This window comes from Acidobacterium sp. FHG110202_01 (genome assembly GCF_059115305.1).
Genome location: NZ_JBZYWJ010000003.1, coordinates 519,496 through 531,944, shown reverse-complemented (window position 1 = coordinate 531,944; position 12,449 = coordinate 519,496). Strand labels below are relative to the sequence as shown.

Annotated in this window: 10 protein-coding genes; 5 read left to right on the top strand and 5 right to left on the bottom strand. The window is 55.6% G+C overall.

Annotated features, from left to right (window positions below; all coding sequences use genetic code 11):
• Positions 1-84: 84 nt before the first annotated feature.
• Positions 85-966 (bottom strand): DUF6597 domain-containing transcriptional factor, encoded by an 882-nt coding sequence (locus AC5S16_RS08630; RefSeq protein WP_493929641.1) that lies wholly within the window; start codon positions 964-966, stop codon positions 85-87.
• On the opposite strand from AC5S16_RS08630, the gene AC5S16_RS08625 reads away from it, so the two are divergent.
• On the top strand, positions 965-1,408 hold the full coding sequence (locus tag AC5S16_RS08625; RefSeq protein ID WP_493929640.1) for an SRPBCC domain-containing protein: 444 nt from the start codon (positions 965-967) through the stop codon (positions 1,406-1,408). The genes AC5S16_RS08630 and AC5S16_RS08625 overlap by 2 nt on opposite strands.
• 134 nt (positions 1,409-1,542) lie before the next feature.
• Here AC5S16_RS08625 and accD read toward each other — a convergent pair whose 3' ends face one another.
• Complete coding sequence (accD, locus tag AC5S16_RS08620) at positions 1,543-2,382, bottom strand: acetyl-CoA carboxylase, carboxyltransferase subunit beta (protein WP_493929639.1); 840 nt, start codon at positions 2,380-2,382, stop codon at positions 1,543-1,545.
• Positions 2,383-2,436: 54 nt separating this feature from the next.
• A complete protein-coding gene (locus AC5S16_RS08615; RefSeq protein ID WP_493929638.1) occupies positions 2,437-2,880 on the bottom strand; it encodes a 23S rRNA (pseudouridine(1915)-N(3))-methyltransferase RlmH in 444 nt (147 codons plus the stop codon).
• 338 nt (positions 2,881-3,218) lie between these two features.
• On the opposite strand from AC5S16_RS08615, the gene AC5S16_RS08610 reads away from it, so the two are divergent.
• Positions 3,219-6,569, top strand: coding sequence for a TonB-dependent receptor (locus AC5S16_RS08610; protein ID WP_493929637.1), 3,351 nt, complete (start codon positions 3,219-3,221; stop codon positions 6,567-6,569).
• 70 nt (positions 6,570-6,639) lie between these two features.
• Here AC5S16_RS08610 and rsfS read toward each other — a convergent pair whose 3' ends face one another.
• Both rsfS and nadD read right to left on the bottom strand, forming a co-directional pair.
• On the bottom strand, positions 6,640-7,152 hold the full coding sequence (gene rsfS / locus AC5S16_RS08605; protein ID WP_493929636.1) for a ribosome silencing factor: 513 nt from the start codon (positions 7,150-7,152) through the stop codon (positions 6,640-6,642).
• Positions 7,153-7,223: 71 nt separating this feature from the next.
• Complete coding sequence (gene nadD / locus AC5S16_RS08600; protein ID WP_493929635.1) at positions 7,224-7,895, bottom strand: nicotinate (nicotinamide) nucleotide adenylyltransferase; 672 nt, start codon at positions 7,893-7,895, stop codon at positions 7,224-7,226.
• Between the two features lie 25 nt (positions 7,896-7,920).
• Between nadD and folK the strand changes: the two genes are divergently transcribed.
• The 3 genes from folK (at position 7,921) to AC5S16_RS08585 (ending at position 12,331) form a co-directional block, all read left to right on the top strand.
• Positions 7,921-8,421 (top strand): 2-amino-4-hydroxy-6-hydroxymethyldihydropteridine diphosphokinase, encoded by a 501-nt coding sequence (gene folK, locus AC5S16_RS08595; protein WP_493929634.1) that lies wholly within the window; start codon positions 7,921-7,923, stop codon positions 8,419-8,421.
• A 54-nt stretch (positions 8,422-8,475) separates the two neighbouring features.
• Positions 8,476-10,683: a TonB-dependent receptor gene (locus tag AC5S16_RS08590; RefSeq protein WP_493929633.1), complete on the top strand. Its 2,208-nt coding sequence runs from the start codon at positions 8,476-8,478 to the stop codon at positions 10,681-10,683.
• A gap of 148 nt (positions 10,684-10,831) precedes the next feature.
• Complete coding sequence (locus AC5S16_RS08585; RefSeq protein ID WP_493929632.1) at positions 10,832-12,331, top strand: aldehyde dehydrogenase family protein; 1,500 nt, start codon at positions 10,832-10,834, stop codon at positions 12,329-12,331.
• Positions 12,332-12,449 lie beyond the last annotated feature (118 nt).

Here is a 12,449-nt window from a genome sequence, read left to right as displayed (position 1 = left end):
ATTTTCTAAACCATGCTCTCATACTTTGGCAAGTTGCTGAGTGAAAGAGGTTTCTCTGCGAGCCTGTTCTTTGCGACCAATCTTTCAAAGCTCCCGCCGATACTCTGCAGGCGAGGACCCGGTAATCGACCGGAAGTCATTGATGAGGTGCGCCTGGTCAAAATATCCAAGCTCCAGCGCCAGCTGCGCCCAGTCGAGCTGTTCGCCCGAGTGCATTCTTTCGAGCAGCTCATGCAACCGGTAGCGACGGATCACCCACTTGGGGCTGACGCCGACATACTGGCTGAAAATCCGCTGCAGGGAACGCACCGCAATGCCTGACCGCGCTGCGAGGTCTTCGACGGTAAGAATGTCGCGCTCACGCAGCACTCGCTCTACAAGCTCCCGCGTCAGCTCAGTCTTTTTATCCGGTTCGGGACGGCGTTCCAGCAGGAAGGCATTGGCGGCCGTCATCATCTCATCTTCATTACCGGAATTCGTGAGCAGGCAATCAAGCGTGTCCACCGCGCCGCCAAAAATCTCCTGCAAGGGAACTGAGCTGTTTGCAATGGACGAAACGGATCTCTGCAGAAAAGGAAAAAATCCTCCGGGTGTGAACTTGATGCCGAAGGCGTGCGACCTGCCTTCAAGCATCCGCGAGAACTTGGCCGTAGAGATTCCCCAAACACGCGAATCGCCCGGTTCAAAAACAATATGCACATTCGGATGAGGGAGTGTCTCTGCCCGGTAAGGCGGCAGGCCGCGCAGGTCCCAGAAGACCATCCAGTAATGATCCACCCATGGGGCAAGGTGAGGATGAGCACAGCGCCGCGCATGGCGAAAGCAGCCGGCTTCTGCCTGAGCCGGGGTATGCTTCAGCACGCCGCGCGGCGGCCCGAGCTTGGGATCGAACGACTGCTCTACTTGTCGCGTTTTTCCAATCTCTGCCACGGATTCCAGTTTAGATTGGCCTGCGAGGAACACCATGGCAGAACTACTCATCCGCAAATCGATTGAAGTGAACGCCCCGCCGGAAGCCCTCTGGCGCGTGCTGACCGACAACGCGTTCATCCAGCAGTACATGTTCGGCTGTATTGCCGAAACCGACTGGGAGCCCGGGTCACCGCTTTTATGGAAGGGCGCGGCTGACGGCAAGCTATACGTGAAAGGCAGTGTTGTTGCCATTGATCCATTGCGTCGGCTTGAATACACCGTTATCGACCCGAACAACTCCGCCATCGAGGATATCCCGGAAAACTACCTCACGATGGTTTACGAGGTGAAGAAGAACGGCGACCACGGTGTGACTTTCGAACTGATCCAGGGCGATTACGCAAAGGTGGCTCAGGGCCAGAAGCGCTACGAAGACACGGTCAAGGGCGATGACCACATTCTGGTAAAGATTAAGGAACTGGCGGAAAAATTATAGAGAAGCCATCGATTTCCATTTCGCATAGCCACTTCGTATAACACCACGAGCGCAGCGACCATCGGAAGCTGGGTGTGAGTCGAAGAAAATAAGCATCCGCAAGAAAGGCGCCGAAGGCGCGTATGCCTGGACGGCTAGTCCTTCATGAAGTCCAGTGCTCGGATCAGGTATGGCTTAAGCTCCTTGCGCGGAACCACAGCATCCAGGAAGCCGTGCTCCAGCAGGAATTCCGACCGCTGGAAGCCCTCGGGCAGCTTCTGCCGGATCGTCTGTTCGATCACGCGAGGGCCCGCGAAACCGATGAGCGCTCCCGGCTCGGCGATGTTCAGGTCGCCGAGCATGGCAAAGCTGGCCGTCACGCCGCCGGTAGTCGGATCGGTCAGGAGAGAAATATAGGGAACCTTCGCTGCATCCAGGCGAGCGAGCGCGGCTGAAATCTTCGCCAGCTGCATCAGGCTCACAATGCCTTCCATCATGCGCGCCCCGCCTGATGCGGACACAATAATCAACGGAAGCTGCGAGTCGTAAGCGCGGTCCACCGCGCGGGCAATCGTCTCGCCCACCACTGCCCCCATGCTGCCTCCGATAAAGGCATATTCCATCACGGAAAGCACCACCTGGTGGGGCCCCAGCTGACCGACCGCGTTGATGATGGCGTCATTCAGGCCTGTCTCTTTCTGGGCTTTCTTGAGACGCGACTGGTAGGACTTAAGATCAGTAAACTGCAGCGGATCGGTTGACTTCAGCTCTCCGTCGACCGTCTCGTACCCGGGTTCCAGCAGGCTTTCGATGCGCGGGCGCGCGCCCATCCGGAAGTGATAGCCGCACTTGGGGCAGACCAGCAGATTGGCTTCAAGATCGGGCTTGAAGATCACCTGCTCGCACTGCTCGCACTTGATCCAGAGGCCTTCGGTGCGGACCGTCTTCTCTCTCGCGTTCTCAATCTTGCTTTCCTGCCGCTTAAACCAGGACATGCCTATCCTTTCCCAATCTTGTTACCCTGGGGCCCCTTTGTTCCGCTCAGGATCTCAGTGGCCTGTGTGGTACGGGTGTCCAGATAGGATTGTAAATGCCCGGTAGATCTGCTCGCTGAGCACCACGCGCGCCAATTCATGCGGAAGGGTCATGGTTCCCAGCGAAAGCAGCAGATCGGCCCGCCTGCGCGCCTCATCCGACCAGCCGTCTGCCGGACCGATAGCAAAAATGATCATCTGCTGACCCGCATCCCGCTGCTTACCCAGCCAATCGGCAAAGTGTTCAGAAGCGAATTGCTTTCCACAAGTGTCAAGAAGAACAAGATATGGAATGGTGCGGGAGCGCTGCTTGTCAAGCCAGCTTAAGAGATTGTCCTGACTTCTGAATGCAATCAGCTCGAGTGGCTGATACCTGCTCACTCGATCTGAGTAGAGATTGGCGAGTCGGTCGAACTCACTACCGGGATGGTTACCAATCGCGGCAAGAAACAACTTCACATTTCAAAGTTTATCCTCAGGCTGCGAGAGTGGACCAAGCATTTCATTATTCATACGGTTACTCATACGACCTACCAAAACATGTATTTTTAGCGGACAAGTAATAACTGTTAAGTAATTATTAAAATAAATGGCTATTGCTTTGGTTGGATATTCACTTTGTCATTCGTCATGAATATAACCTGCCCATTTGTTTATTAGAAGGTAAAGCAAGATGGTTGCTTGATGAAGTGGCATCTTGATTGCTTATTCAATCGCCACCTACACGGCATGCGACAGTTTTTACCAGCCAACAGCCAGAAAGTCGCATGGTGGTTTGGTACGAGGGGTGGTTGTTTATGAGCAAGAGAATTTTTGGTGCAGCAGCACTTTGGACGGCGTTGTTGCTTGCAGGGACTGACATTCTGTGGGTCAGTCCGAGTTATATCCATTCACAGGCTACGAGTGGCGATCTAGTCGGTACGGTCACAGACCAGAGTGGAGCTGCCATCAGTGGCGCTACTGTGAAAGCCTTGAATATTTCGACTGGAATTGAGACTTCACAGCAGACAAATAACAATGGCGAATTCCGTATTGGCAATCTGCCTGCCGGGAAATACAACATCACTGGAAGTGCTAATGGCTTTAAGGACTTCACGCTGGAAAACTTTCAGCTGCAGCTGAACAATACATCGACCGTAAAGCTCTCACTTCCTGTAGCAACCCAGGCGAACACCGTGGAAGTATCGGCACAGGCCGCGGTTGCACTTGATACGACTACTGTCCAGTTGCAGACCAATTTCCAGGAAAAAGAGATTCAAGATCTTCCTACTGCTACGGTAGGGCTCGGAGTTTTGAATCTTTCTCTTCTCAGCCCTGGTGTCGCGAGCAGCGGCGGTATCGGCGCAGGCACCGGACCTTCGGTAGGCGGCCAGCGTCCAAGAGCGAATAACTTCACCATTGAAGGTATCGATAACAACGACAAGTCGGTGACCGGCCCGCTCATCTATGTCCCTAACGATGCAGTCGGCGAGTTCTCGCTGATTACCAGCCAATTCTCGCCTGAGTTCGGCCATTCAGCTGGCGCACAATTCAATAGCGTCGTCATCAGCGGCACGAATAAATTTCATGGACGTGTTTATGAATACTTTCAAAATCGTGATCTGAATGCGATAGATGCATCGGTAGCACGCTCTTTCGCTCCCGGGGTAAAACCGGAAAACCCGCGCTTTGACTTCAATCGCTATGGCGGCCAGGTGGGCGGCCCGATCCTGAAGAACAAGCTCTTTTTCTTTGTGAATTACGAGCGTCAGACAACAGGCCAGTCTGAAACCTATGCTCTGTGCACACCGACGGCAGCCGGACTTAGCACGCTGCAAAGCCTGCCGGGGTTAAGTTCGACGAATCTTGGAGTGTATACCCAATACACTCCGGCATCGCCGGCTCAAGTCGATGCATCCACTGACGCTGCCTGCGGTAATGAATCGAGTGGTCCTCAATACCTCACGGTGTACAGCGGACCGTTGCAGACCGGGACTCCGACCAACATTCCGCTCGGTAACTATCAGGTTGCTGCTCCTGTTTTCACAAACTTCGACGCCTTGACCACAAGCGGCGACTACACAATTTCGGCAAACGATGCACTGCGGTTGCGGTACATCTACAACACAACTGGATTTGAAGATACAGCCGCTTATCTACCTGCCTTCTTTCAGACCATCCCGGACCGTTTTCACCTTATCGCCATCAGCGAATACCATACGTTCACTCCGAATCTGGCCAATGAAGTCCGCCTGGGTTACAACCGCTATTCGAATGCCACTCCATCAGGAAATTTCAGCTTTCCGGGCCTCGATTCCTTTCCGAACCTCACATTCCAGGATCAAGGGTTGATCAATTACGGGCCTGATGGAAATGCGCCACAATCTACTCTGCAGAACCTGTATCAGTTCACCGATAACATCACCTGGGTCAAAGGGAACCATACTCTCAAGTTTGGTTTTGACGGACGCAAATACATCGCTCCGGAGAGCTTTACGCAGCGTGTTCGCGGAGATTATGAATGGCTCTATCTTGATGACTATCTTCATGACATCAGCCCGACCTTATTCGGTGAACGCTCGACAGGCAACTTCTTCTATTACGGCGATCAGACAGCCTTTTACGGATTCGCAAACGACACCTGGCGCGTAACGCCCAAGCTCAGCCTGAACTATGGGCTTCGCTACGAGTTCACGGCGGTCCCGGTAGGCGCGCGCACGCAGGAACTCAACGCGGCGGCCAGCGTACCCGGCTTGATCACATTCAAGAAGCCGGAGCCGCAAAAAACCAACTTTATGCCGCGCGTCGGTTTTGCCTACGCGCCTGACGAAAACACGTCGATTCGCGCCGGCTTCGGTATGGCGTACGACGTTTATTACGACAACCTCGGCATCCTTTCGTTCCCACCGCAGTTCTCGTCCACTAACGATGTGGATGTATCCAGTCCGACTCCCGGCTTTCTTGCCGGAGGAGGCTTACCACCAGGCAATGGCTCTCTAGCCACCTTCGCCACAGTTGCTGACCAGCGTGCCGCTACTTCCGCATATATTCCGGACCAGAAGCTTCCGTATGCAGAAACCTGGTCGCTGGGCATCCAGCATGTGTTTGGCAAATCCTATACGGCAGAAGTCCGGTATCTTGGTACTCGCGGCATTCACCTTTCAACGCAAGTGCAGCTGAATAAGCGAGCCCGCGTAACTCCTACGTCTCACCTGCCCACCTATCTCCAAGCGCCTTCTCAGGGTGACCTGAATGCGCTGCCCTTGACTCTGGCCGATCTCACCTCAACTTCAGTTTTTGTGCCTGCGTATGATGCAGCGGGTTTTAATGGTACCAGTCCTCTCACGTCCTACCAGCCCTATTCAAGCTCAAACTACAACGGTTTGAGTGGAAACCTCACCCGCTCCTTCCATAATGGCCTGCAGATGAATATCTCCTACACCTGGAGCAAGGCAATGGATGATGCGACAGCGGATGTATTCTCCACTGTTCTTACTCCGCGCAGGCCGCAGGATTTCCAGAACGTTGCGGCTGACTATAGCCGTTCCGCTCTGGATCACACCCATCGCTTTACCGCGGAAGTGATCTACGATTTGCCATTCTTCAAGAATGGGAACTGGTTCCTGAAGAACGCGCTCGGCAACTGGGAACTCGCCCCGATTTATACCTACCAGTCTCCCGAATATGTTGTGGCTCAGTCGGGGACGGACTCAAATCTGAACGGTGATTCCGCTCCAGATCGTACAATCATCAATCCAAACGGCGTCCACGGTACCGGCTCCGGAGTGACGGCTCTCAAGAACAGTAATGGAGACACTGTAGCTTATCTGGCAAACAACCCGGATGCTTACTATATTCAGGCAGGTCAAGGTGCGTATGCCACGGCATCGCGCAACACTCTTCCGATCCGTCCCATCGACAACCTGGATATGACGGCCTTGAAGCGCTTCAACTTCACCGAGAAATACGCCTTTGAATTCCAGGCCCAGGCCTTCAATGTGTTGAATCACCCGCAGTTTATTTCGGGGAAAATTAACACCATTGATTCAGCCGGAGATACCAGTTCGTCGAATTTCCTTCTGCCGAGCAATTCACTCTTTAACCAACCCGACAAGATATTCAGCAGCAATTCCCGTACATTGCAGTTGACTGCGAAGTTCATCTTCTAGGGCTACAGCTCAGTTTTTAATCGCTAAAGGCCGCCCTTAAACAGGAAACAGGGCGGCCCTTTTGCAGCTTTCAGTTCAATTCATTCTTCTTGCTGGAAGATCGCTTAGCCTTAGTCCCAGCAGCTTTCTTTACAGCTTTCTTCGACGCTGACTTTTTTGCGGCAGTCTTTTTCGCGGCTGATTTTTTCCGTGCCGCGGTAGTCTTTTCCTTCAGCGTCGCTTTCAGCTCTTCCACATCGATAGCCTTCGCCGACTTCCACAGCCGCTCCAAATCGTAAAAGGCCCGCTTTTCATCGAGAAAGATATGGGCTACAAAATCGACGTAGTCCATCAAGATCCACTCGCCCTGTTTGCGACCCTCTACAGAGTTCGGATAGGTATGAAACTCGCGCTTCAGACGAAGCTCGATCTCGTCTCCAATGGCCTGCGCCTGGCGGTCATTGGCCGCGCTGGTGATAAGGAAGAAATCGGTAAATCCGGAATCGGCTGGATCCAGTTCGAGGATGCGCGTGTTTTCGGCCTTCTTGTCTTCGCAGGCAGCAGCGGCGGCCAGCACCATCTGGCGGGTTTCGGTCGAAGCCATTCGGTAGAGCTTTCTCCTTAATGCAACGCTCCATCGTAGCGTGGAGCAGGAGGCGAACGCCAGCACCCTCCTTATCCACGATAAAGATTGTGCTCGCGAATATACGCTGCGACTGCTTCCGGCAGCACGCCGGAAAGTCCAGCATCGCCGGCAAGCGATTTACGAATCTCCGTCGCGGAAATATCTTCATGGAGGTCAGGCAAGAGATAGAGCGACGAGTGATGCTCTTCTTTATTCGTCACCTCAAATCGCACCAGACTCGCAGAAACCTGCGTACTATTTGTAATTTTTGCTCCCACGGGCAAGGCTCGCTCCATCTCCGCAAGCCCGGAGCCTGGACGTCCGGCCACAATAAAGTCACAGATAGAAATGAGCTCCGCCGCACGATACCAATGCTTCAGGCCGAGAAACGAATCGGCTCCGATCAGGCAAAAAAGCTCGTCATCCGCAGCAAGTGATTTCTTCAACCGGTCCAGTGTGTCAATCGTGTAATTCGGCTGATTGTCAGGGCGCGGCGCGTCTACAAGTGAAATTTCAAACCGCGCATCAGAAGCAACAGCGAGGCGCACCATTGCCAGGCGGTCCTCGAAGCTCGCGACTGACGAATCATTTTTAAGCGGCTGATGCCCCACAGGAGCGAACAGCACTTTGTCGAGATGCAACCGGTCAGCGGCGGCCTCGGCAATGGCGAGATGTCCGCAGTGTGGCGGATCAAAAGTGCCGCCAAAGAAAGCAATTTTCATCCTGAGATGATCGTAATCTGTCTCTATGACTGCGTATATCGGCCTTGGTTCCAATCTTTCGTCAGCATCAGGAACTCCAGCCGAAACCATCGAAGCTGCATTCCTCGCGCTGGATGAGGTTGGGAACCTGACCGCCCGCTCATGGCTCTATGAAACCATGCCCGTGGGATACACCGACCAGCCATCCTTCGTGAATGCGGTTGCCGCTATACAAACGAAATACTCTCCAGAAGCGTTGCTCGAGAAACTCCTCGCTATCGAACGGCAGTTTGGGCGCGACCGCAAGAACAGTCTGCCCAAAGGACCGCGCACTCTCGATCTTGACTTGCTGCTGGTCGATAATCTTGTGCTGAACACGCCTGCGCTCACGCTGCCGCACCCCGCTCTGGCAGAGCGCCGATTCGTGCTGGAGCCGCTGGCCGAGATTGCTCCTGACTTACAGCATCCGCTTCTCGGCAAATCCATCTGGGAGCTATTGCAGTCCCTGCCGGACGAAGGAGTCCGGCGTTTCGTACACAACCCGTAAAATCAAAATCAGCAGGCTCTCATGCAGAAAAGAAAAAGCGCTGGGCATCTCCTAATGTCCATACTCATTTTGTCTTTACTCGCCTTCCCGTCTTTCATGGCGGGGCAGCTGGCTGAGCAGACATATTCCGGCACTGTTACGGACGTGCAGGGTTCTCCACTCGCGAACGCTGAGCTGATCGATACACAGGGAAGGGTGCTTGCCACAAGTGACGCAGACGGCCGCTTCCGTTTCAGCACGGATGTACGCCCTCCCATCGATGTGCATATAAAAGCCCTCGGATACAGCGAGACCGCTGAATCCATTCGCTCAGGTGCGCCTGCACGCATTGTTCTAACCAGGCAAATGGAACAGGTAACGGTCAGCGCCTATCGCTCGCCTCTTGATACCCTCGATAGCCCCGCCAGTACGCGCCTGCTCGACCAGCAGCAGCTCCGTGAAGCTGCCGCACCCGCGCTCGACGGCAAGCTGCGCCAGACGCCCGGCGTTGAGTTGTTCCGGCGCTCGAGCTCTCTGGTGGCAAATCCGACATCGCAAGGCATCTCCTTGCGCGGACTGGGATCCACTGCTGCCAGCCGCACGCTCGTTGTCTCTGATGATGTGCCCTTGAATGACCCTTATGGTGGATGGATTCACTGGGAGGAGCTGCCCGAGCTCGCCGTGCGCTCTGTTGAAGTCGTCCGCGGCGGCGCCTCCGATTTGTACGGATCGAGCGCCATAGGCGGCGTCATCAATGTGCTCACCGCACAACCTACACGCGATTCATTTGCGCTCACTACCAGCGGCGGCTCGGAAGGCACCACAGACAATGCGCTCCTCGGCTCCATCAAGCGTGGTCCCTGGGCAGGACTCGTCGCAGCAGGCATTCTCGGCACAGACGGATATACCCTTGTCGCTCCAAATCTTCGCGGGCCCGTAGATACGCCATCGAATGTGCATTCGCAGAACGGTCTCGTTGATCTGGAGCACACAATTCGTAACAATGACCGTATCTTTTTGCGCGGCACCGGATTCAATGAGGCGCGCGATAACGGTACTCCGGCACAGAAAAATGCAACGCGCCTGTGGCGCTACGCGGCAGGCACAAACTGGTCGCAGCTTTCCGTACGCCTCTATGGAAGCACGGAGCACTACCGGCAGACATTTTCATCGCTTGGAGCCAATCGAGCATCGGAAACGCTGACGCGCTTCGCCGAGAATCCAGCAAGCGAGCTGGGAGCAGCGGCTCACTGGCGCCAGCCCGCCGGGCCAGCGGCAGTCTTTCTATTCGGCGCGGATACGCATGACGTTCGCGCGGCTGATAATGAGACTGTTTTCTCGACACACAGCACCCAGAACACCGCAGCCCGCCAGCGCCAGACGGGTATCTATGGAGAAGCACTGGCCACTCCATCCAAGTGGACGCTGAGCGCATCGGCGCGTGTCGATCATTTCTCGAATTTTGATGCCGTGCAGTGGACGGGCAGCACTGCCCAGGCTATGCCATCCTTCAGCGAGACCGTATTTGATCCGCGCATCGGAATCTCGCGCCGCATCACCACTAATCTTGCCCTTCATGCCTCCGCGTTTCGTGCTTATCGTGCGCCGACGCAGAACGAACTCTATCGCACTGGACAGGTCGGCCAGCAGACAACGCTAGCCAACCCGAACCTGCGCTCTGAGCGCGCCACGGGCTGGGAGACTGGCTTCCAGGCCAATCTACCGCAATGGCAATCGATGCTGCGCCTGAGCTACTTCTGGACGCAGGTGAACCGTCCCATCACAGCTCTTACGCTTCAGACAACGCCAACATCAACATTGCTGAGGCGCGAAAATCTCGGGCAGATCGAAAGCCGCGGACTCTCCATCGATTACGAGGCGCATCCCGTCCGCTGGGCCACACTTACCGGCGGCTATCAGTATGCGGATGCGACCGTAACGCGTTATGACCAGCAGCCGCAGCTGGTTGGCAACTGGATTCCTCAGGTCGCGCGCAATATGGCGACAACGCAGCTCCGCCTTACAGATGCACGCATCGGCACGCTGAGCCTGCAGGGGCGCATCAGCGGCCGGCAATTCGATGATGACGCGAATCAGTATCTGCTCCATGGGTATTTCCGCTTCGACGCGTATGCTTCCCGCGAGTTCGGACGTCATGTGGAGTTCTTTGCGTTAGGGGAAAATCTTTTTGACCGCTCGATTGAGGTGGGCAGAACGCCGATCCTCACCCTGGGTACTCCGCGCGTGGCACGCTTCGGTTTGCGGCTGCATTTCGGTGAATAAATTTTCTGGGACAGCCTTAAAATCTTTCATTTCTCAGGCTGTACTTTTCCATCCTTAGGGCGTGGGTGTATCGTGTTGCGCGATGCGGATTCGGCCCTTCTATTAATTCCCTAAGCCTCACAAACGCCATCCGCCAAAGGAGCCTCCCATGGCAACCATTGCTCTTGATCCTCGTCTCGACAAGAAAGCAGCCGACTTCATCGCGCACAAACATCGCATGTACATTGGCGGAAAATTTGTGAATGCCGCCTCCGGCAAAACTTTTCCCGTCTACAACCCGGCAAATGGCGAAGTCATGACGCACGTGCCGGAAGCGGAAGCAGAAGACGTAAACCGTGCCGTGATTGCAGCCCGCCATGCCTTTGATGAAGGCGAGTGGCCGAAGCTGTCAGCGTCGGCGCGGGGAAAGCTCATCTGGAAACTCGCCGACCTGCTCGAAGAGAACCTTGAAGAATTTGCAGAAATCGAATCCATGGACAATGGCAAACCGCTTTCCGTGGCGCGCGCAGCCGACGTGCCTCTGGCCGTCGATCTCTTCCGCTATATGGCCGGATGGACGACCAAGATCATGGGTCATACCTTCCCCATTTCCTTCCCCGGCGATTACCTGACCTACACGCTGCGCGAACCCGTTGGAGTTGTCGGTCAGATCATCCCCTGGAACTTCCCGCTGCTGATGGCTGCCTGGAAGCTGGGCCCCGCCCTCGCTGCTGGATGCACTACCGTCCTGAAGCTCGCCGAGCAGACGCCGCTTTCCGGCCTGCGTCTGGCCGAGCTGATTCACGAGGCCGGATTCCCTGAGGGTGTAGTTAACGTCCTTACCGGATACGGTGAAGGCGCGGGCGCTCCGCTGGCCGCGCACCCGCAGGTCGACAAAATCGCCTTCACTGGATCGACGGAAGTCGGCAGGCTGATCGTGCAGGCGGCTGTTGGCAACCTGAAAAAAGTATCCCTGGAGCTCGGTGGCAAGTCGCCGGCCATCGTCTTCCCCGACGCCGACCTCGAACGCGCCATTCCAGGCACAGCCTCGGCCATCTTCTTCAATCATGGGCAGTGCTGCTGCGCCGGCTCCCGGCTCTTCGCGCATCAGAGCGTCTTCGACAAAGTGGTCGAAGGCGTCTCCGATATAGCAGCGAAGATTCGCGTCGGCAGCGGTCTCGATCCGCAGACCGAGATGGGTCCGCTCGTTTCCGACGAGCAGTTCCAGCGCGTGACCGGCTATATAGATTCCGGCGTAAAAGATGGCGCGAAAGTCGAAGCCGGCGGCAAGAAAGCTGCCGACCGCGGCTACTTCGTCCAGCCAACGGTGCTTTCACGCACCACTCCGGAGATGAAGGTCGTTCGCGAAGAGATCTTCGGGCCGGTAGTTGTCGCGGTACCCTTTTCAGACGCCGACTTCGACAGCATCGCGCGCGAAGCCAACAACACCGAATACGGCCTCGCCGCCAGCGTATGGACGCGCGACATCTCCATCGCCAACAAGATGGCGAAGCGTATCCGCTCCGGCACCGTCTGGATCAACTGCCACAATGTCTTCGACGCCGCGCTGCCCTTCGGCGGATACAAGCAGTCCGGCTGGGGCCGCGAGATGGGCGCCGAGGTGTTGAACAACTACACCGAAGTTAAGGCCGTCACCACTGCCCTGTAACCATGCCTCAGGCGGGTCCTGCGCGGACGGCGGTCTTTCCACCCCAACAAGTCAAAAACCGGACTTGTTGGGGACCCCGGTTTGCCAGACGGGCCTTCCCAACAAGCGAAATACTCTG

Excerpts from the sequence above, each read along its gene's own strand:
- accD (WP_493929639.1), bottom strand. The coding sequence starts at position 2,382 with ATGTCCTGGTTTAAGCGGCAGGAAAGCAAGATTGAGAACGCGAGAGAG.
- AC5S16_RS08625 (WP_493929640.1), top strand. The coding sequence starts at position 965 with ATGGCAGAACTACTCATCCGCAAATCGATTGAAGTGAACGCCCCGCCG.
- AC5S16_RS08590 (WP_493929633.1), top strand. The coding sequence starts at position 8,476 with ATGTCCATACTCATTTTGTCTTTACTCGCCTTCCCGTCTTTCATGGCG.
- nadD (WP_493929635.1), bottom strand. The coding sequence starts at position 7,895 with ATGAAAATTGCTTTCTTTGGCGGCACTTTTGATCCGCCACACTGCGGA.
- AC5S16_RS08585 (WP_493929632.1), top strand. The coding sequence starts at position 10,832 with ATGGCAACCATTGCTCTTGATCCTCGTCTCGACAAGAAAGCAGCCGAC.
- folK (WP_493929634.1), top strand. The coding sequence starts at position 7,921 with ATGACTGCGTATATCGGCCTTGGTTCCAATCTTTCGTCAGCATCAGGA.
- AC5S16_RS08610 (WP_493929637.1), top strand. The coding sequence starts at position 3,219 with ATGAGCAAGAGAATTTTTGGTGCAGCAGCACTTTGGACGGCGTTGTTG.
- AC5S16_RS08630 (WP_493929641.1), bottom strand. The coding sequence starts at position 966 with ATGGTGTTCCTCGCAGGCCAATCTAAACTGGAATCCGTGGCAGAGATT.
- rsfS (WP_493929636.1), bottom strand. The coding sequence starts at position 7,152 with ATGGCTTCGACCGAAACCCGCCAGATGGTGCTGGCCGCCGCTGCTGCC.